Source organism: Novosphingobium sp. BL-52-GroH (genome assembly GCF_044813085.1).
GTDB lineage: Bacteria > Pseudomonadota > Alphaproteobacteria > Sphingomonadales > Sphingomonadaceae > Novosphingobium.
The window spans coordinates 2,775,325-2,799,888 of sequence record NZ_CP171152.1 but is presented as its reverse complement, the minus strand read 5'-3'; the positions used below and the strand labels follow the sequence as shown (position 1 = coordinate 2,799,888).

Here is a 24,564-nt window from a genome sequence, read left to right as displayed (position 1 = left end):
GGGGAGGTTCCTTGAAAAGTCCGCGCGTTGGGGGCAGATGCTTCGATGACCGGATTGCCGCCCGAGCGCAAGGCCCGAGCGGAAGGGTAGTCCGGCACCACCGACAACGCATCGGAGCACCATGGAATCGCGCCGCTACGCCGTCCTGATGACGGTTCTATGTCACGTCACGGCGCTTCTGGGTGTCTTTCTCGCAAGTGGCGTTCCCGCCCGCGCGGCGCCCACCCACATCGCCGCGGAACTCGTCGCCGGACCTGCGCCGAGCGCGGGACAGGCCACGCTGGCGATCCGCATGACGCCCGAGGCCGGGTGGCATGGCTACTGGATCAATCCGGGCGACGCGGGCCTGGGCATGCAGCTCGCCTGGGAGCTTCCCGAAGGCGCCAAGGTCGGCGAGCAGCGTTACCCGGTGCCGCGCACGCTGGTGGTGCAGGGCCTCATGAACCACGTCTACGAGAGCGAATATGCGGTGCTCGTGCCGGTGGTGCTGCCGGCCGGCGCCGCTCCCGGTGCGCGCCTGCCGGTGCGCGTGAAGGCCCAGTGGCTCGCCTGCACCGAGCAGCTCTGCGTCCCCGAGCGGGCGGAGCTTGCGACCGAGATCGTCGTCGGCGCGGCGCCCGATGCCCAGGCCGCCGGCCGGTTCGACGAATGGACGCGCGCCCTTCCCGCCCCGCTCGACGCGCCCGCCGCCTTCGTCCTTGGCGACCGCGACTTGCGCCTTGCCATTCCCCTTCCCGCCTCGGTCAAGCTCGATGCCCCGCACCTGTTCGTGCGAGAGGACAAGCTGGTCGACTATGCCGCGCCGCAACTGTTCAGCCGCAAGGGCGACCTGCTGCTCGTGACCATCCCGCGCGCCCGGTTCGCGGCACAGGGAGCACAGGCGATCGACGCCGTCCTGCGCCTCGACGATCTGGGCAATGGCATCGCCCTCACGGCGAAGCCCGGCGGGGTCCCCACCGGAGGCGTCCCGGTCACCACCGGCGAGGCACCCGAACTCCCCGCTCTGCCCTGGCTGTTGCTCGCGGCGGTCGCGGGTGGACTGCTGCTCAACGTCATGCCCTGCGTCTTCCCGATCCTCTCGCTGAAAGCCCTGAGCCTGGCCCGTGCCGGCGAGAGCGAGGCCCATGCCCGGGTCGAGGGGCTGGCCTATGCGGCCGGCGTGATCGTCGCCTGCCTCGGCCTCGGGGCGCTGCTGCTGGTGCTGCGCGCGGGCGGACAGCAGGTCGGGTGGGCGTTCCAGTTGCAGGAGCCCTGGGTCGTCGTGACGCTCTTCGCGCTGGCGGTGGCGATCACCGCCAACCTGCTCGGGCTGTTCGAGTTCGCGGTGCCGGGCTTTGCTTCCGGCGGCTCCGCGCAAGGATCTTTCGCCACCGGGCTGCTTGCCGCCTTCGTCGCCACGCCCTGCACCGGTCCGTTCATGGCGAGCGCGATGGGCGCGGCGCTGCTGCTGCCGGTGGTGCCCGCGCTGACGCTGTTCGCGGCGCTGGGTATCGGCATCGCGCTGCCGTTCCTCGCCGTCGCCTTCGTGCCCGCCCTGCGCGCGCGACTGCCCCGGCCCGGCAAATGGATGGTGACGTTCCGGCGGATCATGGCAGTGCCGATGGCGCTGACCGCGCTGGCGCTGGCATGGCTGGTGTGGCGCCTGGGCGGGCCGGCCTCGCTGTCCTACGTGCTCGCCCTCGCGGTGATGCTCCTTGCCCTGCTGGCGCTTGCCGGACGGGCGCAGCGCCGGGGTCGCCGGGCGCTGGTGCCCGCGCTGCTGACGCTGGCGGTGCTCGCGATCGGCGTGCTGACGATGCCCGCGCCGCGTGCCCCGGTGCAGACCGCCGCCTCGCTCATCGACGCGAAGCCCTTCACCCCCGACGCACTCGCCAAGGCACGGCGCAGCGGCAAGCCGGTCTTCGTCTGGATGACGGCCGACTGGTGCCTAACCTGCAAGGTCAACGAGGAAGTCGCCATCGAACGCGAGGATACCAGGGCGGCCTTCGAGAAGGCAGGCGTCGTGGTCCTGCGCGGCGACTGGACGCGCCGCGACCCCGAGATCACCCGCTACCTCACCGCCCAGGGCGCTGCCGGAGTGCCGCTCTACGTATGGTACGCGCGCGACGGCAGCCCCGAGCAACTGCCGCAAGTGCTGACGCCCGCACTGCTGGCGCAGCAGGCCGGAACCTGACCCCACGCCCCCCGTCGCCTCGCGACAGGGGGGACGGGCGGCCTACTTGGCCGGAAGCTCGCCAGCGATCTCCGGCACCTTCTCCAGCTGCGGGCGCACGCTTGCCAGCGGGCCGACGACCACCACGCTGAGCTTGTCCACCGGCAGTTCCCGCTTTGCCGCCGCCTGGAAATCCGCCGCCGTCAGCGCGCTCACCTTGCCGACGTAGCCGTTGAGGAAATCGGCCCCGAGACCCTGCACGTCGAGCCCCGCCAGCGAGCCCGCCAGCCCGTCGCGCGAGGACAGGCCGATCACGAACGTGCCGTTCATGTAGTTCTTGATCCCCTGCACTTCCGCCGGGGTTGGCAGGGTCTCCTGCATGCGGCGGATCTCCTTGAAGATCTCGGTGATCGCCGGGCCGGTCGATTCGGCGGAGATGTCCGCATCCTCGATCCAGGTCGTGCCCTGCACCTGCTGCGCGATCGCAGCGCCGGGCGAGTACGTGTAGCCCTTGTCCTCCCGGATGTTGCGGGTGATGCGCGAGGAGAAGTAGCCGCCGAGCAGCGTGCTGGTGGCGCGGAAGTCGAGATCGTAGCCCTGCTTCGCCACGCGCCGCCCGATCAGCACGGTAGACTGCGGCGCGCCCGGCCGGTCGAGCAGCACGACCTTGGCGGCCCGGACCGCGGGCGCCGGCAGCACGGTGGGCGGGGCGCCCGCCGCCCAGCCGCCGAAAGCCGTCTCCACCGCCGTACGCACGGCCGCGGGATCGAAACGCCCGACGACATAGAGATGCGTGCGCGCCGCGCCGAAATTGGCGGCATGGAAGGCCTTCACCTGGGCCAGCGTATAGCCCGAAAGCTGCTCCGCCGTCGGGAACACGCGGCCATAGGGATGGTCGGGATAGACCGCTGCCTGGAACGCCTCGGACGCGACCGAGCCCGGCGTGGACTTGGCGACCGTCAGGTTGCGCAGCATGTCGGCGCGCACCTTCTCCAGTTCCTCCGCCTTGAGGTCGGGCCGCCGCAGCAGGTCGGCGACGAGGCCGATGGCCTGCGGGGTGAACTCGCCCAGCACGTCGATCGATGCGGTGGCGGCATCGACCCCGGTCGACAGCGCCAGGCTACCGCCCATGCCGGCAGCGGCTTCGGCAAGCTGCGAGGCGTCTCGCCCGCCCGCGCCTTTCTGCATCAGCCCGCCAGTCAGGTCGGCGAGCCAGACGTTCGCGCCGTCGTCTATATTGCCGGTACGCGTCGTCGCGAGGATCGACACCTTGGGCACGTTGCCGTGCTGCGCCATCGTCACTTTCATGCCGTTGGGCAGGGTGAACTCGGTGAGCGGCGGCAGGGTGAAGGGCTTGGGCGCCGCTGGCCCGGGCGGCGTTTCGCGGGCCAGCGAAGGGGCGGCGGTGGCGACGAAAGCCAGGGCTGCGGCGGAGAGCGTCATGGCCGTCAGACGTGCCTTGATCGAAGTCATCGTCATGCCTCCTTACTTCGCTGCGGCCGGGGCCGCGGGAGCTGCGCCGGGCTTGAGGCTGATGATCGTGCGGTTGGTGGGGCGCAGGTATTCCTTCGCAGTCTTCTGGATCAGCGCGGGAGTGACCGCGTCGATCTCCTGCGCCAGACGGTTGATCCGCCCCGGATCGTCGTCGAACAGGGCGAAGCTGGCAAGCAGGTCGACGAGGCCGAAGCGGTAGCCGTCACCGATCGCGTCGTAGAGGCTGGAGCGCGCCTTGGTCTTGGCGCGGGCGAGTTCGGCGGCGCCGACCGGCCGGTCGGCCAGGTCCTTCACCACCGCATCCACATCGGCAAGGATCGCGGCATCGCTCACTTCGGGCCCATGGACCAGCATCGCCGACCACAGCATCGGTCCGTTGTAGTTGTAGGCGTTGCCTAGCGGCCAGTTGATCCCGCCGGAGACCTCGCCGGCATAGCCCTTCTGGTTCACCAGCACCCGGGCCAGCCGGCTGTCGCCACCCTGGATCAGCATGAGGTCGATCAACTGCATCGCCGCCGCTTCGGGCGTGCCCTTGGGCGGAACGTGGTAGGCGAAGGAAAGCGCGGGCTGCGGCGCCAGCGCATCGGTCTTGTCCGAGCGCTTCTCCGCCGTCTGGCGCGGTTCGGAGATATCCGGGAACTTGAGCGCAGCAGACGCGGGAATCGGTGCGAAGTACTTGTTCACCCAGCCCATCACTTGCACCGGGTCGACGTCGCCTGCCACCACCAGCACGGCGTTGTTGGGGACGTAGTAGTCCTTGAAGAACTGCTGCACGTCGGCCAGCGTCGCGGCGTCGATCTCCTTGAGATCGCCGTAGAAGTTATGGGCATTGTACCAGTTCGTGTTGGCGATCTGCGGCAGGTCGAGCCACGGGAAGCCACCGTAGGGCTGGTTGATGACGTTGACCTTGACCTCGTTCTTCACCACGCCCTGCTGGTTGGTCAGGTTCTCCTGGGTGATGTCGAGGCCCTTCATGCGGTCCGCCTCCGCCCACAGGAAGGTCTCGGTCGCATTGCTGGGGACGGCCTCGTAGTAGTTGGTGAAATCGAACCGGGTCGAGCCGTTGAGCACCCCGCCGTTAGAGTTGACCAGGCCGATGAACTCCGCCTTGCCCAGGTTCTTCGAGCCCTGGAACATCATGTGCTCGAACAGGTGCGCAAAGCCGGTACGATCACGCGGTTCGATGCGGAAGCCGATGCCGTAGTAGACGCCGATGGTGGCGGTGGGGACAGTGTGGTCGGGCGAGATGACCACCTTCAACCCGTTGGCCAGCTTGTGGTATTCGACCGGGACTTGGCCCTGCGGCACAGGAGCGGTCGCGAGCTTGTCGGCCTGGGGCGCGGCCAGCGCAGGGCTTGCGGCGAGCGCGGCCAGCGATGCTGCGGCGAGGAAGGCGGCGCGTTTCAGTCTGCCGTGCAAGACCATGTCGATTGTGCTCCCGGAAGTGTCCCTGTCGACGCGGGCCATTCGGAACGCGCGCGAACCTGGATCGGATGGCAGACTACCGGCTGGCGCCCGGAACACAATCGACGAGCGGCATCCTGGCATCGACGAAGGATTTGGGGGGTGGGTTCGCCAGATAAATGCTCCGGCCTCTCGACCGGGGCATTTCACGTTAGCGGCAGACCCGGACACGACGGTGATCGCGCCATACGGTCTTGCAATGGCGCGCGTTCCGATAGCTGTGGCCATGCCGGACCGAACGCCGGTGGCGACGCTCGTCGCCACGAGCGTGATCGCGGCGGACGTCGCCGCGGCGCTCTACGTGCTCCACTCGGTCGCGCCGGTCGTGACTCTGAGCGCTTGCCGAAGTGGTCAAGCCGACGCTTCCCGCGATCAGCGCAAGAGCGGCAGAAAACTTGAGTATTCGCATTATATTCTCCTTGAGGACGGGGAGACAACGCAACCGCACCCAATTCGCTTCACGCGCCCTGACAAAATCCGCCGATTGAAAATGGCCTGCCGTCGCTGCCAATGTCGCAGCCGCAGGCAATGGCGAAAGCATCCAGATCGGGCACATATGCAGCTAAACCCGATCCAAAAGGGGTTCAAAGGCGTCGAAAGTAAGGACGCCTACTTATTGTCGAGCCCCCCCTTTCAAAGCCTAAAATTGCGCCGGCTTCCCCGATCACGGATCGTTCGATGCAAGATACGATTTCTGCTGCACCCGAAATTCCGCAAGACCACTCTACGGTCAGCACTGCGAGCTTGGTCCCAATGTTCGCTTTCGCGCTCAGCGCCTGCGGCGGAGGGGAAGGCTCCTCCCCAACACCAACGCCGTCCCCAACGGCCGTGCCGACACTGCCTATCGGCATTGAGCAGCAGCGCGCAAGTCGATTTCTTTGCCAGGCTACCAACGGGGCGACACGAGCGGAAATCGATGCCTTCGTGCAAATAGGTATGGGAGCTTGGCTGGACAATCAATTTGCTCAGCCCAGGGGCCAGTCACATTGGGACTGGATGATTGAGCAGAGCTTCAATACTATTGAAAATAAATATAATAAATCTCATTGGAATTTCAGCGTATGGCGCCAGACCGTCTCTGGTTTAGATCAAATGAGACAGAAAATTTCCTTGGCTTTATTGGACATTTTCGTAGTTAGCATAAACGACATCATTGTCGGATGGCCGCAATTTGCCCTTGCAAATTACATGGACATTCTGCTTGATCACGCTTTTGGAAATTTCAGAACTCTCTTGAGCGCTGTTACCTACTCGACAGCGATGGGTGAATACTTAACCTATGTTGGTAGCAGGAAACAGAATTCGTCAGGAAATGTGCCGGACGAGAATTATGCCAGAGAAATGATGCAACTGTTTACCATTGGTTTGTATGAACTCAATCCGGATGGAACAAAAAAATTGGGGCCCGATGGACAGGCTATCGCCACGTATAATGCCACAGATGTGTCCCAACTCTCTCGCATTTTTACCGGCTTCTCATTTCCTTCAAGCGACTTATCGACGCCAGATTTCCGCCAAAAACCGTTGATTATCGATGCGGCGACGAACGAGACCGGGGAAACCACATTTCTGGGTGCGAAAGTCACCGGCGGCGGCAAAGTTGCGGTCGAAGCGGCATTGGATGTTCTGTTCCAGCACCCCAATGTGGCGCCGTTCTTTGCCAAGAATCTGATCCAGCGGTTGGTTACGAGCAATCCATCGCCAGCCTACGTATCGCGTGCTGCAGCCGCATTCGAAAATGACGGAAACGGAAAGCGCGGAGAGCTCAAGGCGGTCATTCGTGCTATTCTCACTGATGCAGAGGCTCGCAGCGATGACGCGGCCCAGAGCGATAGTTTCGGCCTGCTGCGATCTCCGGTGCAGAGACTGTCCGGTGTTCTGCGCGCGTTCAGGGCGACGTCAGCAGCGGGGAGCTGGAAAATGGAGGATTTACGAGCGATTATCGGGCAATCACCCGGTACGAGTCCATCGGTCTTCAATTTCTTTCAACCTGCCTACTCTCCGCCGGGCTCCGAGTTCTACAACCGGGGACTGGTCGCGCCTGAGTTTCAGATAACTGATGAGGTCTCCACGATCGGATATGCAAATACCGTGCGCAAAGCCGTGCGGTCGGGCCTTGCCAGCGGGGACATCAAGCTTGATTTGAGCGATCTGGTGGTACTGGCCCCTGATCCCGCAGCGTTGGTAGACGAAGTCAGCATCCGCATCGCCGCAGGTCGCATACCCGCCGGGATCGCTGCAAAGATAGCAAGTTCTGTCAGCGCTATTTCCAGCACCAGTGCAAGCGGTCTGCAGAGCCGAGCACAAGTCGGGGTGCTGCTATGCGCCGTTTCTCCCGACTGCATGGTTCAGAAATAAAAGGGGCTGCTATGTATATAGGCTCTAATCAATCGCGCCGTGAGTTCCTCCGCTACGCATCGCATTTCGCAGCGGCGGGCACTGGGGCGAGCCTTGCCTGCAACCTTGGTCTGATTGGGCATGCTGCGGCGACAACAGCTGACGATTATAAAGCGCTTGTCTGTATATTTTTATATGGCGGCAACGACGATCAAAACACGCTGCCGCCATACGATCCCGAGAATTACAATCTCTATCTGGCGGCTCGCCAAAGCATCGCGTTGGATCGCTCGCAACTGGCAGCAACCTTGCTGTCGACAGATACGGACCTTGGCGGACGCCAGTTTGCCCTCCATCCTTCACTCGCCCCCTTGAGGCCAATATTCGATGACGCGAGGATGGCTGTTCTTTTGAATGTGGGAACCTTGTTGCAGCCCATCAACAAGGTTCAGTATCAAAAATTGCCGACCATGGCGCCACCCCGGCTTTTCAGTCACGTGGATCAGCAGAACTTTTTTCAGACCGGAAGCTTTACCAATCCCACGGTTGGTTGGGGAGGCATGATCGGAGACCTCCTCCAAGCCTATAATGGGATTCCTTCCCTGACGTGCATAAGCGCAGCGGGCAGAGCCGCCTTCGTTTCGGGAACCCAGTCCGGCGGATATTCGATCGGCGTGAATGGGGCTGTCGAACTGTTCGACGGATCAACCACGGTCGCCGATTCTCCCTCGATCTATGCGTCCATGCTCGACATCATGAAGAATTCCGGGCGCGATATGTTTTCCCGGGAATATGCAAAGGTCACGAGCCGAGCGCTTGCCCTGAGTGACAATCTCGGAGCAGCCCTGGACACAGCCCCGGACGCCGGTTTTGCGCTGTTTCCTTCCGGAAACAGTTTGGCGAGCCAGCTCAAGATCGTTGCCAGGATGATAGCATCAACGTCACAGACGAGCGCCAAAAGACAGGTCTTTTTCGTCTCCTTGGGCGGATTTGATACCCATAGCGGTATCCCTGAGCGGCATCCCGCACTGCTAGCAACGTTAGCCACCGCATTGAAGGCATTCTACGATACGACCGTGGCTCTGGGCATTTCGGAGAAGGTCACCACTTTTACGGCTTCCGATTTCGGGCGAGCCCTTGCCTCCAATGGCGATGGTTCCGATCACGGGTGGGGAGCTGCCCATTTTGTCGTAGGAGGAGCGGTCAAGGGGAGGCGTTTTTATGGAACTCCGCCGGCTGTGGGTATCAACACTAATGACGACGTTGGACGGGGAAGGCTCATTCCAACTACCTCCGTCGACCAGTATGCGGCCACATTGGCAAGCTGGTTTGGAATAGCTGTGTCGGATCTGAGCCTGCTGCTTCCCAATATCGTCAACTTCGATGCGGCCAAGTGGAACGTGGGGTTCGTATGAAATACGCGTCGCAAAGGGCAATGTGGCTGAGCACTCGTACAGGGCCATTATGGCGCCGCCCGTCCAGAACGAAAAACGCACTTCGCGGGATCGGTTCTATAATAATTGGAGCAAGTGCGCCGCTGACTGCCCATGCGCAAACTTCTATCGACCCCGCCGGGTCGGGCCCGATCGTTGCCGCGCTCGGCTGGCTGCAAGGGACGCTGCTGGGTAACGTCGCCACTGCGGTTGCGGTCATGGCGGTTGCCGCGGTCGGCTTCATGATGCTGACGGGCCGGATGAACTGGCGCTTCGGAGCGACCGTCATCATCGGCGTGTTCATCCTGTTCGGCGCCGGCGCGATCGTCACCGGCATCCAGTCGGCGGCGGTGGGCTGAAGCGATGAGTTCGCTCGCCCGGTATCCCGTGCATCGCGCGCTCACGCGGCCGCAGATGTTCGCGGGCGTGACCTACAGCTTCTTCATCATCAATGCCGCGGTGACGACGGAAATCTTCCTCATCACCAAGAGCTTCTGGGCGCTGCCCGCGGCGCTCGCGATCCACACCGCCGGATACCTCGCCTGTCTTCGCGAACCGCGGGTGTTCGACCTGTGGATCGCCAAAGTCAGCAAATGCCCGCGCGTCGCCAACTGGCAGCGCTGGGGCTGCAACAGCTACGCGCCGTAAGCGACACGGGCGCGGGGGGACTACAGGTATGGGCAAGAGCTTCAAATCGCCGCTGAAGGGCTGGGGCAGCAAGGAAGTCCTTGCCGGCGACCGGCTGCCTTATGCGGGGCTGGTGGACGAGAACGTCGTGCGCCTGCGCGACGGGTCGGTCATGCTTTCGCTGATGGTCCCCGGCTTCGCCTTCGAGACCGCCGACAGCGACGAACTCAACGCCCACGTCGCCACCCGCGAAGTGCTGCTGCGCTCGGCGCTCGACGCGCGCTTCGTGCTGTACCATCACGTCATCCGCCGCCGTGTCGAGATCGAGATGGACGGCCAGTTCGACGATCCGCTGGCCGCCCACATCGATGCGCGCTGGCGTTCGCGCACCTCCTCGGGCGCGCTGTTCGTCAACGACCAGTTCGTCACCCTGGTGCGCCGCCCCGCGCGCGGCAAGGCGGGCTGGGCGGACAAGCTGTCGCGGATGATGAAGTCGAAAGCCGAAGCGGTCGAGGCCGATCCCGGCGACGTGCGCGCGCTGCGCGCCGCCGCCTCGGCGATGGTCGCCTCGCTCGGCGCTTATGGCGCACGGCTGCTGGGCGACTACGAGGGCGCGGCCGGGCAGTGCTCGGAAGTGCTCGAACTGCTCAGCGCGCTCTACAATGGCGAGATGCGGCCCGTGCGCCGCCCGTCCGACGAGACCGACGTCGGCCACATGCTGCCTTACCGCCGCGCCAGCTTCGGCATGGACGCGCTGGAACTGCGCGGCGCCACCGGCGGCGGCTTCGGCTCGATCGTGTCGTTGAAGGACTACCCCGATTCGACCGCGCCGGGCCTCACCGACGCGCTGCTGCGGATGCCCTGCGAACTGGTGCTGACCGAGACGTATGCCCCGGCCGACCGCCAGATCGCCCGCGAACGCATCGACCTGTCGATCCGCCGCCTGCGCAGCGCCGACGAGGAAGCCGTGGCCGAGCGCCGCGAGATGTCCGCCGCGCGCGATGCGCTGGGCACCGGCTCGGTCGGTTTCGGCGACCACCACCTCACGGTCCTCGTGCGCGCCGATTCGCTGGACCAGCTCGACGACGTCACGGCCGCCTGCGCCGCGGCGCTGGCCGATGCCGGCGCCGTCGCGGTGCGCGAGGACGTCAACCTGGAGCCCGCGTTCTGGGGCCAGCTTCCCGGCAACGAGAGCTTCATCGTGCGCCGCGCGCTGATCTCCAGTGCCAACATGGCCTGCTTCGGCAGCTTGCACGGCTTCGCGATGGGCCAGGCGAGCGGCAATCACTGGGGCGATGCGGTGACGCTGCTGTCGACCACCAGCTCCACTCCGTTCTTCTTCAACTTCCATCAGGGCGATCTCGGCAACTTCACCGTCATCGGTCCGTCGGGTTCGGGTAAGACCGTGGTCATGAACTTCCTCGCCGCCCAGGCGCAGAAGTTCGCGCCCCGCACCATTCTGTTCGACAAGGACCGCGGCGCCGAAGTGTTCCTGCGCGGCATCGGCGGCACCTACAGCCGCATCGCCGCCGGCCATCCGACCGGGTTCAACCCGCTTTCGCTTCCCGACACTGCCGGCAACCGCGCTTTCCTGCGCGACTGGCTGGGTGTCCTGCTCGCCGCCAAGGGGCCCGAGGAGCTGTCGACGATCGCCGGCGCGGTGGATGCGGCCTATCACAACGACCCGTCGCTGCGCCGCCTGTCGCACTTTCGCGAACTGCTGGCCGGCGCGCGTCGGCCGCAGCCCGGAGACCTCGCCTCGCGCCTCGATGCATGGCTGCAGGGCGGCGAGAACGGCTGGCTGTTCGACAACCAGCACGACCGGCTCGACCTGAGCCAGCGCGTGCTCGGCTTCGACATGACCGCGCTGCTGGAAAGCCCGCGCCTGCGCACGCCGGTCATGATGTACCTGTTCCATCGCATCGAGGAACGCCTCGACGGCGAGCCGACGATGATCCTGATCGACGAGGGCTGGAAGGCGCTCGACGACGAGGTCTTCGCCGCCCGCATCCGCGACTGGCTCAAGACCCTGCGCAAGCGCAACGCGCTGGTCGGTTTCGCGACGCAGTCGGCGCGCGACGCGCTCGACTCCAAGATCGCCACCGCGCTGGTCGAGCAGACCGCGACGATGGTGTTCATGCCCAACTCGCGCGCACGGGCAGAGGACTACTGCGAGGGCTTCGGCCTGTCCCACCACGAACTCGACGTCATCCGCACGCTGCCCGCGCACTCGCGCTGCTTCCTGATCCGCCAGTCGGACGCCTCGGTGGTGGTGCGCCTCGACTTGTCGGGCATGCCCGAGGTGCTGACGGTCCTTTCGGGCCGCGAGAGCACGGTGCGCAAGCTCGACGGCCTGCGCGAACGCTACGGCGACGCGCCGCAGGACTGGTATCCGGTGCTCACCGGCATGCCCTGGCCGGGCGAGGCCGACGACGACGCGCTCTGGACCGAGGCGGCCGAGTAAGGCCATGAGCGTGGCCTGCGATCAGCTCACCGAAGTCGCCTCCGCCGGTGTCGCTCCGGCGCTGCGCGCGGTCGATTGCGTGGCCAACGAGATGGCGGCTTCCGCCTTCGGGCGGCTGTTCGGGGCGGGCGGGGCGATGGCTCCGGTGCTCACCATCCTGCTCACGCTCTACATCGCCTTCTTCGCCTTCTCGCTGCTGACCGGGCGGTCCAGCCTGGGCGTCTCGGCGCTGACCCCGCGCATGCTGCGGCTGGGCGTGGTGCTGACTTTCGCGACGAGCTGGATCGCCTACCAGGGCGTCGTCTGGAACCTCGCGGTGGGCGGGCCGGACTGGATCGCGGGCGTGCTGATGGGCGCCAAGGGCTCGGCGACCCAGCTCTTCGGCGATCGGATCGACATCGTCTTCAAGGCTGTTGGCGAGGCGTCAGCTAAGGCTCGGGGAGCCTCAAACGGAGCAAGCCCATTATCGACATCAGCATTGTTCACGCCCGACAGCGTCATGTGGATGGGCGCGCTGCTGCTGTTGCTGGGCACCGTGGGCGTGCTGCTGACCGCGCGCATCGCGCTGGCCGTGCTGCTCGCGCTCGGCCCGATCTTCGTCATCATGGCGCTGTTCGGCGGCACCCGCGGCCTCACCGCCGGCTGGCTGCGCGGGGTCGTGCTGACCGCCGTGACGCCGCTGTTCGTGGTGCTGGGCGGCGGGATCACGCTCGAACTGCTGGTGCCGATCACCAATGCCCTTCTTCAATTTTCTCAATTGGGAACAATAGACGGACGAGCTTCCATGGCCTTCTTCGTCATCTCCTTCGTGCATGTTGCGCTTATGATGATGGTGATGAAAGTGGCAGCAACAACGGTGTCGGGTTGGAAGATCTTCAGCATCGGGTCCAACGACGCTCGTGAAGCCAACGGCGCGTCCCAGCAAACGGCCGATTCCATGACTACAACTGCATCGGCAGGATCAGCCACAGCCTACCGCAGTCGCACTTCCGCAATCGCGACCACAGGTGAACCAGTCATGGCCGATGTACGCGGTCAAAGCGGCCCTTCTCTTTTACCTTCAAGCGAGCGCCGGACCGTCATCACGCAAGTCGCGGGCGGGGGGCTCGAACCGCTCCGGCAGGGCGAATCGGCCCCGCGCGCCCGTGGCATCGGCAGCCGCTTCCGCGCCTCGAACGACTCCGGCAGACTGCCGGCGAAGGAGAAGACACGATGATCCGCGCACCCCTGCGCACCCTCGCTCTGACGGCGAGCCTTGCCACCCTGGCGCTGGCCGCCCAGGCCCGGGCCAGCGTCCCGTCCGACCCGCGCCTCGTCGCCCATGCCTTCAGCGACAACGAGGTCGTGCGCATCGATGGCAAGGCCGGCGTCCAGGCGACCATCGCCTTCGGACAGAACGAGGCGATCGAGAACGTCGCGGTCGGGGATTCGCAGGCCTGGCAGATCACGCCCAACAAGCGCGCCGACCTGCTGTTCGTAAAGCCGCTGGAGGCTACGGCCCGCACCAACATGACGGTGGTGACCAACCGCCACACCTATTTCTTCGACCTCGTCGCCTCCGCCAAGGCGCGGCCGCTCTACATGCTGCGCTTCACCTACAAGGACGAGCCCAAGCAGGGTCCGGTGGTCACGGGAACGGGCACGGGCGGCGGCGCTGCGGTCGCCTCGCTCGACCCGGCGGAACTGGCACTGGCCGCGGGCGACCCGGCCGCGATCCCCGCCGATCCCGCCGCGCTGAACTTCGCCTGGAAGCGCGTCGGCGTGGAGAAGCTGATGCCTGCGCGCATCTACGACGACGGCGTGTCCACCTACCTGCTCTGGCCCGACAAGACGCCGGTGCCGGCGATCCTCGTTACCAACGAGAAGGGCGACGAAGGCCCGGTCAACTATGCCGTGCGCGGCGCCACGATCGTGCTGGAGGACGTGCCGGGCACGATCGTCCTGCGCTCGGGCAAGTCGAAGGCCGAACTCGTCAACGAGCGCCCGCTCGCCGCGCGCGCTGCGCCCGTCGCGCCGGCCCGGCAGGCCCGGGCCGAGACCCAGACCCAGGCCCCGGCCGCGAAGCCGGTGGTCGTGGCCGCCGAAACCGCACCGTCTCCCGCCACCTCCGTCGCGGTCGCGGCACCAAACTCCTCGGGGAACTGACCCATGGCGCCCAACTCCTCGCTGCGCGAACGCCTCGCTCCGGAAGCCGCCACCGATCCGCGTGACGGCGAAGGCGCGCAGATCATCGACCTTGCCACCCGCAACGTCCTGCCTCGCGTCTCGCAGCGCAAGAAGGCCGACGGCCTGGGCCTGGCCGCGGGCGTGCTGATCGTCGCCGCGCTCGGCGGGTTGACGCTGTGGTCGATGGATACGGCGCGCAATGGCCCGGCCGGCGCCAAGCCCGCGGCGCCCGTGCCGCAGCCCGCCGTGCCCGCCGCCGTCGTTCCCGCGCCCGCCGTCGTCCCGGCCGCCGCGCCGGCGCCGCTGGCGGCTCCCGCGCCCGCCCCGGTCCTCGCCGCGCCGCCCGTGACCAATCCCGCCGCCGGCCCGCAGGCCAGCCGCTACGCCAGCCCGACCGTCGTGTTCGATGTCGGCACCGGCGCCGCCGTCCCGCTCACCGGCCCGGCCGGCGAAGCGGCCAAGGGCGGCACCCCCAACGACGATTTCGCCGCACGCGTCGGCGGCACCGGCGGCACCGCCTCGGCCACCCATTCGTTCGACCCGGCCACCACCGTCACCCAGGGCACGCTGATCCCCGCCGTGCTGGAAACCGCGATCGACACCGACGTCCCCGGCTACGTGCGCGCGATCGTCTCGACCGACGTGCGCAGCTTCGACGGCAAGCGCGTGCTGGTCCCGCGCTCCTCGCGCCTGATCGGCCAGTACAAGAGCGGGCTGACGGCGGGCCAGAAGCGCGCCTACGTGATCTGGTCGCGCCTGATCCGCCCGGACGGCGTCTCGGTGAACCTGGGCTCGCCGGCCGTCTCCTTCGGCGGCGAGACCGGCCTTCCGGGCAAGGTCAACAGCCACTTCTTCGAGCGCTTCGGCTCGGCCATGCTGCTCTCGGTGGTCGGCGGGCTGACGACGCTCGCCTCGAGCGGGTCCAGCGTGGTCGTCGCGGGCGGCAGCTCGGCGGCCTCGCAGGCGGTGCAGAACGGCTCGCAGATCGGCCCGACCATCCGCGTGCGCCAGGGCGAGCCGATCCGCGTGTTCACCGCCAAGGACCTGGACTTCAGCAAGGTCCAGTGACGCGACATGGCGGACGTTCTCACCCTGCAGCCCCATGCGGCACACGGTTCCATGGCTGACGTGCCCGTGGAGCCCGGCGCCGCGCGCAGCGTCTACCTCGATGCGTACCTGGCGCCGCTGCGGCCCTGGCTCGAGCGCGAGACGGTGACGGAAATCCTCGTCAATCGCCCCGGCGAGATCTGGGTGGAAGACGCCGACCATGCCGGCATGAGCCGCGTCGAGCTTCCGCAGATGGACGACCGCCTGCTCCAGCGCCTTGCCGAGCAGGTCGCGCGGATCAGCCACCAGGGCATCAACCGCGAGCATCCGCTGCTGTCGGCCACGCTGCCGGCCTATGGTGGCCAGAGCGGTGCGCGTATCCAGCTCGTCGGCCCGCCGGCGACGCGCAGCCACTGGGCGCTGGCGATCCGGCGCCATCGCCTGCTCGACCTGCCGCTCGACGCCTACGATCGCGGGCCGATCGTGCCGCCGGTGGAAGCGCCGACGCCCGATCCCATGGCCGAGCCGATCGCCTTCCTGCGCGATGCGATCCGCCGTCGCCGCACGATCCTGATCTCGGGCGGCACCTCGACCGGCAAGACCACGTTCCTCAACGCGATGCTCTCCGAGATCCCGCAGCACGAGCGCGTGGTGCTGGTGGAGGATACTGCCGAACTGCGCCTGCCGGGCGCCAACGGCGTCGGCCTGATCGCGGTGAAGGGCGAACTGGGCGAGGCCAAGGTCTCGGCCAACGACCTGCTGCAGGCGGCGCTGCGCCTGCGCCCCGACCGGATCGTGCTGGGCGAGCTGCGCGGCACCGAGACGGTCAGCTTCCTGCGCGCGATCAACACCGGCCATCCCGGCTCGTTCTCGACCGTCCACGCCAATTCCCCGCGCGGTGCGCTCGAGCAGATCGCGCTGATGTCGATGCAGACCGGCATCGGCCTGACCCGGGCCGAGACGCTCGAATATGCCGCCTCGGTGATCGACATCGTGGTGCAGCTCGACCGCAGCGGCGGCAAGCGGGGCATCTCCGCGATCGCACAAAGCGCGACGCTGGTGTAATTTGTGGTGACCACCCTTCCAGTTCCACGGCAGGAGTGCCACGCATCGGCGGCTCTCACGGACAGTCATGTTGCGCGCGGGCCCAGGCTGGAACTTACGTTAACGATCGCAATTCGGGTTATCGCATCTGGGCTAAGAGTCTGTTTGGAAAATCAGGGGTGAGCGTTTCGGCGTAGGAGATTGCCGCCCATAGCGACGAGGATCATGGCCTGCGAGACGTCGATGCGCTTCTCGTAGTCACGGACCAATCGGCGCCATCGGATCATCCAGCCAAAGGTCCGCTCGACGACCCATCGTCGGGGCAGCACCTTGAAGCCCTGCTGCTGATCGCTGCGTCGAATGACCTCGACGACGAAATCCAGATAGCTTGCCTTGTCCATGAGCTTGAGGCGGTCATAGGCGCCATCGGCGAAGAGATGTTTGATCCAGGGCCAGCGTTTGCGGATGCCATCGAGGATGGTCTGAGCGCCCGCGCTGTCCGAAATGTCCGCAGTGGTCAGGTTGACCATCAGCAGCCGCCCATCGGTATCGACGGCGATATGCCGCTTGCGCCCGACAACCTTCTTGCCTGCGTCGAACCCACGCTTTTCTGCCGATGGCGCCTTGACCGACTGGCTGTCGATCACTGCTGCGCTCGGACTGGCCTCTCGCCCTTGGCGCTCGCGATCGAGCATCAGTTCGATGTCGTGGATTGTCTGGAACAGGAACCTGCGAGCCAGTTCCCGGAACCAGCCATAGACTGTCTGCCATGCCCCGAAATGGATCGGCAGCATCCGCCAGCCACAGCCCGAACGAACAAGGTAGCGCACGGCGTTGATCACCTCGCGAAAATCCACCTCGCGTGGACGGCCCCGGCGCCCCGGCTTGGGCATCAGGGGCGCCAGGCGATCCCATTCTTCATCGGTCAGATCACTGGGATAGCGCTTCGTCTTCTTGGCAATTTGGGCCATTCGCCCTCGGCTCTGCTGGGTCCACATCCAGAGCCTGAATCAGACGCAGAGCCTCGCGACAACCCCCGGCAACGATTTTCCAAACAGCCTCTAAGATCCACGCTGATTTGTCTTGAACATGCCATGTGCTAATACGTATTTTTTGGCAGCAAGGCGAATATGATGGAGCGTGATCTATCCTACATGTCTGAAGTGCAAAATGTCCTTTCAGAGCTGGAGGCGATCCTTACCCGCATGGACGCGTGCGGCTTGGACATCGCCGCTGCGCATGTCCACGAAGGCTTGGAAGCGATCCGCCGAATGGCAGACTTTCCCTCTCTTTCGCCTACGCTGCCTTCAGTAGACGGGGCTTGATGCTTGCAACGGATATCGCTGCCAAGCGATGCAAAGCTTTGCTGTCGTGTTGAAATAAATTTCATAAGCGGTAATAAATCCACATTGAATGTAATTTACCGTAGATGAATGAACTTTAACGCATTTCTCCAGACCCCCGTGAATACACTTAATGAGTGTTAGAGATTCGGGATGACGGCATGAAACGACAGACTGATTTTGCAAACGACTCCTCGATTGAGGAGAAACAACGAGAGATGCTTGAGCAACTATCGCAACAAGCCGCGCATTTGAACGATGCACTGGCAAAATTCACCGCGCTGAATCCTCACCTTCAGGTCGCCCAGAGTGCGGAAGGCCTGATGAATGGCGACGAAATAATACGAGCAGATCAACTGACAGAAATAACGCCTGAGTTGGCCAAACTTGCGCTTGGGCTGTATCGAGTGCGGCGTAAACGCGAGGATCATCTCGACAAGGAAATAATGGGAGAAGCTGGATGGGACATACTGCTCGACATCTATGCACGCCAGTCCGAAGGGAAGACCGTAAGCATCACGAGCGCATGCATTGGTTCTGCCGTTCCCTCGACAACAGCTCTGCGATGGGTCTCGATCCTGGTCGATCGGGGCTTGCTGACTAGGCACGAAGACCCGGAAGACAAAAGACGCGCCTTTTTGACCCTTACCAAACACGGTATCATGGCGATGAACAAGACTTTGAGGGACGCCGCAAAGACGCTGCGCGTGGTGTCGCCGAGTGCACGTCAAAAATGGGTGGCTTGAAATCAGGATGCAAGCGCGAAAAAATTTATTTTTGTCAGATTGACAAATACAGAAAGTCAAATTAACTTATAAAATTTCCATTTACGTTACTTATTTTTCGCCACTGATGCAGTTACTGTAAACTTGGGAAAAATGAACACCTCCAGCATTGCATCGCCTGGATTGATATGAGCGCATTTGCGTCACCATCATGCAGCAGCGCCAGCGATTCGGGGTTATCGCAAGCACAATTCCGAATTGAATGCGCGCAGCATTCCGAGATGATGACACGCAGTTGGGATGACGTGAAGCCTGGGCATGAGATGATCCAGTCGATCCAAGTCTATCGTTAGCAATGCGAGAACCCCACGTTGACGCTGCTGGTTATCGGATTTCGATGTTTCGGGCGCCGCCGATGCTGACGTGAAGCATCTCGACCAGCTCTGGAACGACCTTCCAGGATTGAGCCAAGATTTCACCGACCTGGCCGCGTAGTGCGTTCTGGCGTTGATCCTCAGGCATCATGGTCGTGCAATGGCCGAGGATGGCGGTCAGTGGGTGGCCGATTTCCGGATTGGATATGTGCGGCTTCCAGTCGTCAATGCTGAGCCGCATGCCAAGGTAGAAGCCGTTGGCGAAGTCCTCTAGGAGAACTTCGCCGTCGTCCGTGCGCATTGAGGTGGTCCGTAAGCGGTAAAAATCCCCCACGTGGCGGTGGAGCCGCCACGGCAGGTTTGGCGATGTAATTTCGGTGATCAAGCAGCGGTGGCGATGTTGCTCATTTCGAACATGGTTTGCCCGGCGTTTGTATTGACCCAGTTGTATGGGAGCAGGTCGTCGATTGGATCGGTGTCGGAGCGGCTGATGATCCGGGCGAGCACATCGGAGAGGTAGGCGTAGGGCTCGAGGTCCAGCATCTTGCAGGTTTCGACCAACGAGGCGATCGCAGCCCAGTTTTCGGCTCCGAGCTGGTGGCCAGCGAAGAGCGCATTTTTCCTCTGAAGAGTCACTGGCCTGATGGCACGTTCGGCGGAGTTGTTGTCGAGCTCGATCCGCCCGTCGTCGAGGAACCGACTGAAGCCGGCCCAACGTTTCAGCGCATATTTCATCGCGTCGCTTGTCGCCGAGCCAGCCATGACGCGGGGGCTGATGGCGGTGAACCAGGCGTGGAGCTGCTCGACCAGCGGACGGCTCCGTTCCTGCCGTACAGCGAGGCGTTCCTCGGGCGGGCGACCACGGATGTCCTTTTCGATGCCGTAGATCCTGGCGATGCGCTGCAACGCATCCTGCGCGATCGGAGCATCACTGCCCGCGTCGACAAACTTACGTCGCAGGTGCGCCCAGCAGTAGGATTTCCAGACGCCAGCATTGGCGCGGTCATCCTTGCCGAACTGGTCGTAGGCTTGCCAGGCATCGACCTGCAGGATGCCCTGGTAGGCTCCCAACAGCTGTCTGGCCCACATGGCCCCGCGGCCGGGCATATAGGTGTAGAGCGCCAGCGGCGGATCGGCACCGCCATGGGGCCGGTCGTCACAGACGATGACCCACATGTAGCCGGTTTTGGTCTTGCCGGTCCCCGGTGCGAGCACCTTGACGGTGGTTTCGTCTACGGACAGCCGTGATCGTGCAAGTGCATCCACGCGCATCCGGTCGACGATCGGCAGCAGCGCCGCAATGCCCCGGCCAACCCAGTTGGCCAGCGTGGCGCGGCTGACCTCGATGCCTTGCCGCGCGAAGATCTTCGACTGGCGGTAAAGTGGAAGGTGGTCGCAGTATTTGTTGATGAGAACATCGGCGATCAGCGCTTCGGTCGGCAAGCCGCCCGGCACTACGCGCGCCGGTGCTGGGGCCTGGTGTACGCCATCGGTACAGCACCGGCATGCATAGCGCGGCCGGATCGTGACCATGACGCGGTGCTGCGCCGGGATGATGTCGAGCCGTTCCGCACGGTCCTCGCCGATCTTGTGCAGCGCGCCGCCACAGGCGCATTCCAGGCTGTCGGGTTCGATCACCACCTCGAAGCGCGGCAGATGCGCCGGCAGCGATGCGCGCTGTGTATCGGCGGGCCGGCGTTTGCGAGGCACGAGGCCATGACGCTCGGTTTCTTCGTTTGTCTTAGCCTGCAGGCCCTGGGCTTCGCCAAGGGCCACGGCCTGGTCTTCCAGCGCCAGTGCGAGCTGATCGGCAGGAAGCTTCTCCGAACGCTTGCCGAAGGTCGTGCGGTTGATCAGCTTGAGGATATGCTCGAGCCGCGCTGCGCGGGCGCGCTCGGCCAGCAGCATCGCCTTGAGCTGCTCGACGTCGTCGGGAAGCTCGTCGTATCCGGCTTCAGGCCCGGTCGCTGCAGTGAGTTCTGGATGCGCCGCCACGCCTGCATTCTAGCGGATTTTGCCTCGCGAGGAACAGCCTTGCGCCAAGCAGAATCAGGCTTGCGGCCTACTGCGCATGAAGCGGTTTGGGCACGCGCGGCACGTGCACGCGCGACCAGTCCAACCCCTCGATCAGCGCCGAGGCTTGCGCCGCCGACAGCTTCATCACCCCGTCGCCCGGGCGTGGCCAACGGAACTTCCCATCGTGCAGGCGTTTGGTCACCAGCACCAGCCCGGTGCCGTCCCAAACCAGAAGTTTGATCCGGTCCGCCCTGCGCGCCCGGAAGATAAACAGCATGCCTGAGAAGGGATCGAGTCTGAGCTCACGCTCGACCAGCGAGGCAAGGCCCACCATCCCTTTCCTGAAGTCCACGGGCTGCGTTGCGACCAGCACCTTCAGGGGGCCAGGCGGGATGATCACGCGCTCACCCGCGCGGCCAACAACACCCGCTCGATGTGATCCGCGCTCACGTCGGGCGGAATGCGGATCAACAGCCCGCTTGCCTCGACGATGATCTGGCCGCTCACTGGTGGCACTGCCGCGCTGGACAACTCGTCAACCTTTCCGCGCTCGACCATCGCAGGCACAAAGGTCATCGCCTCTGCGCGCTCCCGCAATCCGCGTCGCCATGTGTACAACTGCTGCGGAAACATCCCGTGGCGGCGCGCCACCGCTGACACATTGGCGCCCGGCTCCAGACTTTCCGCGATGATCTGCGCCCGCGCCTCGGGCGTCCAGTGCCGCTTGCCCCGCGGGCTTTCGATCACGTCAAGCCGCTGCACCTGACCCGGGGCGTTCGTTTCGAAACATGTTTCGAAATCAGTTTCATCTCTCACTGGTAACCTCGCCATTTATTGCGGCGAAACTACCAACCTCGGAGCATCTGAAAATGTGGGGGATTTTTACCGCTTACGGTGGTCCCGCCTTCTTGGACAGTTTGGCGGCTGAGTTAAGCTAATCCCGGTTATCGTTCATGCCGCCTGTTTGATCATCAGATCATGGGGGGCATGCCCCCCATGATCTGATTGTCCGATCCGCCGATAGGCCTCGAGTGGGGTTCTCCCGGCCAGGCTCGAGTGCGGACGCTGGGTGTTGTAATAGGTGATCCACCGGCCCAGGCCAGCCCGCAGTTCGGAGCCCGTCTCAAAGGCGTGGAGATAGACGCACTCGTACTTCAAGGATCGCCAGAGGCGTTCGATGAAGACGTTGTCCATCCACCGGCCTCGGCCATCCATGCTGATGCGGACCTCGGCGTCGCGTAGCACGCTGGTGAACGCGTGCGACGTAAATTGGCTGCCCTGATCGGTATTGAAGATCTCGGGCTTGCCGAAGCGGGTCAGGGCCTCCTCCAGCGCTGCGACACAGAAGCCGGCGTCCATGGTGTTCGACAGCCGCCAGGCCAGTACCTTGCGGGTTGCCCAGTCCATGATCGCTACCAGATACAGAAAGCCGCGCCGCATGGGGATGTAGGTCACGTCGGCACACCACACGTGGTTTGGCCGCTCGATCGCCAGCTTGCGCAGCAAGTAGGGATAGACCCGGTGCTGCGGATGGGGATCGCTGGTGCGCGGCCGCTGGTAGATCGGCGTCAGCCCCATCTTCGCCATCAGCCGCCGTGCCCGACGGCGACCGACCTCATGTCCTGCACGCCGCAGGTGCCGCGCCATCTGGCGGCTGCCGTACCAGGGGCAGTCCAGAAACGTCGCGTCGATCACCGTCATCAGCGCCAGCGTCTCGTCCGTTTCCGGCACCGGGGCGTAGTAATAAGACGAACGACTGATCCGCAGCAGGCGGCATTGCGCAGAGATCGACAAGCGGTGGTGAGCAGGTTCGATCATCGCCCGCCTCCGATCCACGCTCATCGACCGAAGGCTTTCGCTAAAAAATCCCGCTCGACGACCAGTTGCCCGATCTTCGCGTGCAGCTTCTCGAGCTCGCTATCGTTGGCGGTCTTGGCCACATCGCCCGCACCGGAGAACGTGCCGGCCATCCCTTCGATGGCCTGCCGCTTCCAGGATGCGATCATCGTATGGTGCACGCCATGTTTGGCGGCTAACTCCGCCAGCGTCAGGTCACCCCGGATCGCCTCCAGCGCCTCCAGCGCCACCTTCGCCTTGAAATCCGCGCTGTAGCGCTTCCTCGTCGTCTTCATTCCCGTACCAATCCGTCAGGTCGGAATTAGCTTAGCATCCTGTCCAGAAAACCGGCACCACCTCACGAGAGCCCAGGCGAAGGCCGATGTGTTCGACTATATCGAATGCTTCTACAACCCGACCCGGCGGCACTCGACCCTTGGCTATCTCAGCCCCATAGATTTCGAACGGGAAGCTGGTGTAGTCTGACTGAGCTTATCTCGGTGTCCGCCAAACCGGCAGCAGGCCAGCATTCCCGAGACCGCCTCAGACTCTATCGCTACGCAAAACAACTCATAAATGCGTTGACTCGCCCTGCTGCATTGCGGAATAGATAGGGCACCTTGGTCGATTTAGACCCATCCGTACCTATCGCATTTTTGGCGATTTCTGATCGGTTCACTGCCGATAGGTAGCGTGCCTAAAACGAAGTTTTCGCGAGTATTCCTGCATGAAGATTGCTGTTTTTGGCCTCGGCTACGTCGGCTTATCCAACGCGGCTCTCTTGGCGCAGCACAACGAGGTCGTCGCCGTAGACATTACTGCCGAACGCGTGGAGATGCTCAATGCTCGCAAGTCGCCAATCGTCGACGCCGAACTTCAGGAATTTCTCGCCACCAAGCCGCTAAACCTCATGGCTACGCTCGATGCCCAGGCCGCGCTGGCCGGCGCCGACTACGTCATCGTGGCCACGCCGACCAACTACGACGTCGATACCAACAAGTTCGACACGTCCTCGGTGAAGGCCGTCATCCGGGCCGCGATCGCTGCCAACCGTGATGCCACCATCGTGGTGAAGTCGACCATCCCGGTGGGCTTCGTCGACGAGATAAACGCGGCCTACGACAGCAACCAGGTCATCTTCTCGCCGGAATTCCTGCGCGAGGGGAAGGCGCTCTACGACAACCTTCATCCCTCGCGCATCATCGTGGGCGAACAATCGGAACGGGCGCGATTGTTCGCCGACCTGCTGGTGCAAGGCGCGATCAAGAAAGACGTCGAAGTCCTGTTCACCGACGCTCGCGAAGCCGAGGCGATCAAGCTTTTCGCCAACACCTACCTCGCCATGCGCGTCGCGTTCTTCAACGAGTTGGACAGCTACGCCATCGCCGGCGGCATGGACACTCGCCAGATCATCAGCGGCATCGGCCTCGATCCGCGCATCGGCAGCCACTACAACAATCCGAGCTTCGGCTATGGCGGATATTGCCTGCCGAAGGATACCAAGCAGCTTCTGGCAAACTATTCCGAAGTGCCGCAGAACCTGATCCGCGCCATCGTCGATGCCAATCGCACCCGCAAGGATTTCCTGGCCGACCAGATCATCGCCAGGAAGCCCAGGAAAGTGGGCGTTTTCCGCCTGGTTATGAAAGCCGGGTCGGACAATTTCCGCCAGTCTTCGATCCAGGGCATCATGAAGCGCATCAAGGCCAAGGGCATCGAAGTGGTGATCTACGAGCCGGCGATGGCCGAGGCTGAATTCTACGGATCCAGGGTCATACGCGACCTCGACACCTTCAAGCAGGAATCCGACGTCATTCTCGCCAACCGCATGACCGCAGCGGTCGAGGACGTGAAGGAAAAGGTGTTCACGCGCGACTTGTTCGGGTCGGATTGAGGGCAGTGAAAAGCACGACGATTGATCCATCGATTTCAACCCTGCGTCCGGCCCGAAACCAAGCGATCGAGATTATGCGTATCGTGGGTTGCGTGTTTCGGAAAGTCCCGGACAGCGATTCCGGTAAGTCGCGGACAGTGATTTCAGA

The 24,564-nt window shown here is 64.0% G+C and carries 20 protein-coding genes and 1 pseudogene; 13 read left to right on the top strand and 8 right to left on the bottom strand.

The genetic code is table 11. The annotated features are described in order from the left end of the window. The first annotated feature begins 121 nt into the window (after positions 1 to 121). The gene (locus ACFFDA_RS26240) at positions 122 to 2,173 is read left to right on the top strand and encodes a protein-disulfide reductase DsbD family protein (RefSeq protein ID WP_404480200.1); all 2,052 of its coding nucleotides are present in this window, start codon (positions 122 to 124) and stop codon (positions 2,171 to 2,173) included. Between the two features lie 42 nt (positions 2,174 to 2,215). Here ACFFDA_RS26240 and ACFFDA_RS26235 read toward each other — a convergent pair whose 3' ends face one another. Together ACFFDA_RS26235 and ACFFDA_RS26230 are read right to left on the bottom strand one after the other, a co-directional pair. After that, the gene (locus tag ACFFDA_RS26235) at positions 2,216 to 3,625 is read right to left on the bottom strand and encodes a M16 family metallopeptidase (protein ID WP_404480199.1); all 1,410 of its coding nucleotides are present in this window, start codon (positions 3,623 to 3,625) and stop codon (positions 2,216 to 2,218) included. Between the two features lie 12 nt (positions 3,626 to 3,637). After that, positions 3,638 to 5,071: a M16 family metallopeptidase gene (locus ACFFDA_RS26230; protein WP_404480198.1), complete on the bottom strand. Its 1,434-nt coding sequence runs from the start codon at positions 5,069 to 5,071 to the stop codon at positions 3,638 to 3,640. Positions 5,072 to 5,788: 717 nt separating this feature from the next. On the opposite strand from ACFFDA_RS26230, the gene ACFFDA_RS26225 reads away from it, so the two are divergent. The 9 genes from ACFFDA_RS26225 to virB11 are packed head-to-tail and all read left to right on the top strand — an operon-like array spanning position 5,789 to position 16,249. Next, positions 5,789 to 7,468, top strand: a complete 1,680-nt coding sequence (locus ACFFDA_RS26225; protein ID WP_404480197.1) for a DUF1800 family protein — start codon at positions 5,789 to 5,791, stop codon at positions 7,466 to 7,468. Further along, positions 7,432 to 8,862, top strand: a complete 1,431-nt coding sequence (locus ACFFDA_RS26220) for a DUF1501 domain-containing protein (protein ID WP_404480196.1) — start codon at positions 7,432 to 7,434, stop codon at positions 8,860 to 8,862. Before ACFFDA_RS26225 ends, ACFFDA_RS26220 begins: the two co-directional genes overlap by 37 nt. Next, positions 8,859 to 9,239, top strand: a complete 381-nt coding sequence (locus ACFFDA_RS26215; protein ID WP_404480195.1) for a TrbC/VirB2 family protein — start codon at positions 8,859 to 8,861, stop codon at positions 9,237 to 9,239. Before ACFFDA_RS26220 ends, ACFFDA_RS26215 begins: the two co-directional genes overlap by 4 nt. 4 nt (positions 9,240 to 9,243) lie before the next feature. Then, positions 9,244 to 9,528, top strand: a complete 285-nt coding sequence (locus ACFFDA_RS26210; protein ID WP_404480194.1) for a type IV secretion system protein VirB3 — start codon at positions 9,244 to 9,246, stop codon at positions 9,526 to 9,528. 28 nt (positions 9,529 to 9,556) lie between these two features. Next, positions 9,557 to 11,971 carry a VirB4 family type IV secretion/conjugal transfer ATPase gene (locus tag ACFFDA_RS26205; RefSeq protein ID WP_404480193.1) on the top strand — a complete coding sequence of 805 codons (2,415 nt, stop codon included), beginning with the start codon at positions 9,557 to 9,559 and terminating at the stop codon, positions 11,969 to 11,971. Positions 11,972 to 11,975: 4 nt separating this feature from the next. Continuing rightward, entirely contained in the window at positions 11,976 to 13,187 is a 1,212-nt protein-coding gene (locus ACFFDA_RS26200; protein WP_404480192.1) for a type IV secretion system protein, read from the top strand. Further along, entirely contained in the window at positions 13,184 to 14,116 is a 933-nt protein-coding gene (locus tag ACFFDA_RS26195; protein WP_404480191.1) for a TrbG/VirB9 family P-type conjugative transfer protein, read from the top strand. The genes ACFFDA_RS26200 and ACFFDA_RS26195 overlap by 4 nt, the downstream gene beginning before the upstream one ends. A 3-nt stretch (positions 14,117 to 14,119) precedes the next feature. After that, positions 14,120 to 15,205, top strand: a complete 1,086-nt coding sequence (locus tag ACFFDA_RS26190) for a TrbI/VirB10 family protein (RefSeq protein WP_404480190.1) — start codon at positions 14,120 to 14,122, stop codon at positions 15,203 to 15,205. Between the two features lie 6 nt (positions 15,206 to 15,211). Beyond that, complete coding sequence (gene virB11, locus ACFFDA_RS26185) at positions 15,212 to 16,249, top strand: P-type DNA transfer ATPase VirB11 (RefSeq protein WP_404480189.1); 1,038 nt, start codon at positions 15,212 to 15,214, stop codon at positions 16,247 to 16,249. A 152-nt stretch (positions 16,250 to 16,401) separates the two neighbouring features. Here the strand turns inward: virB11 and ACFFDA_RS26180 are convergent, their stop codons facing one another. Then, positions 16,402 to 17,226, bottom strand: coding sequence for an IS5 family transposase (locus tag ACFFDA_RS26180; RefSeq protein WP_404477960.1), 825 nt, complete (start codon positions 17,224 to 17,226; stop codon positions 16,402 to 16,404). 506 nt (positions 17,227 to 17,732) lie between these two features. Here ACFFDA_RS26180 and ACFFDA_RS26175 point away from each other — a divergent pair. Then, positions 17,733 to 18,317, top strand: a complete 585-nt coding sequence (locus ACFFDA_RS26175) for a hypothetical protein (protein WP_404480187.1) — start codon at positions 17,733 to 17,735, stop codon at positions 18,315 to 18,317. Positions 18,318 to 18,680: 363 nt separating this feature from the next. Here the strand turns inward: ACFFDA_RS26175 and ACFFDA_RS26170 are convergent, their stop codons facing one another. The 5 genes from ACFFDA_RS26170 to ACFFDA_RS26150 form a co-directional block, all read right to left on the bottom strand. Next, complete coding sequence (locus ACFFDA_RS26170) at positions 18,681 to 18,971, bottom strand: UPF0149 family protein (protein WP_404480186.1); 291 nt, start codon at positions 18,969 to 18,971, stop codon at positions 18,681 to 18,683. Positions 18,972 to 19,051: 80 nt separating this feature from the next. Then, positions 19,052 to 20,578, bottom strand: coding sequence for an IS66 family transposase (tnpC, locus tag ACFFDA_RS26165; protein WP_404478319.1), 1,527 nt, complete (start codon positions 20,576 to 20,578; stop codon positions 19,052 to 19,054). Between the two features lie 154 nt (positions 20,579 to 20,732). Next, positions 20,733 to 21,086, bottom strand: coding sequence for an IS66 family insertion sequence element accessory protein TnpB (tnpB, locus tag ACFFDA_RS26160; RefSeq protein ID WP_011608149.1), 354 nt, complete (start codon positions 21,084 to 21,086; stop codon positions 20,733 to 20,735). Then, complete coding sequence (tnpA, locus tag ACFFDA_RS26155; protein WP_404477676.1) at positions 21,083 to 21,433, bottom strand: IS66-like element accessory protein TnpA; 351 nt, start codon at positions 21,431 to 21,433, stop codon at positions 21,083 to 21,085. Before tnpA ends, tnpB begins: the two co-directional genes overlap by 4 nt. A 204-nt stretch (positions 21,434 to 21,637) precedes the next feature. Then, positions 21,638 to 22,818 (bottom strand): IS3 family transposase gene (locus ACFFDA_RS26150; protein ID WP_404480184.1). Its coding sequence is split into 2 segments (ribosomal slippage): positions 21,638 to 22,545 and positions 22,545 to 22,818, totalling 1,182 coding nucleotides; the frame shifts between segments, so codons are not numbered across the junction. Between the two features lie 52 nt (positions 22,819 to 22,870). Here ACFFDA_RS26150 and ACFFDA_RS26145 point away from each other — a divergent pair. Together ACFFDA_RS26145 and ACFFDA_RS26140 are read left to right on the top strand one after the other, a co-directional pair. Continuing rightward, positions 22,871 to 23,008 (top strand): annotated as a pseudogene (locus ACFFDA_RS26145) (IS3 family transposase); the annotation flags it as partial. Between the two features lie 241 nt (positions 23,009 to 23,249). Continuing rightward, positions 23,250 to 24,416, top strand: a complete 1,167-nt coding sequence (locus ACFFDA_RS26140; RefSeq protein WP_404480185.1) for a nucleotide sugar dehydrogenase — start codon at positions 23,250 to 23,252, stop codon at positions 24,414 to 24,416. Positions 24,417 to 24,564 lie beyond the last annotated feature (148 nt).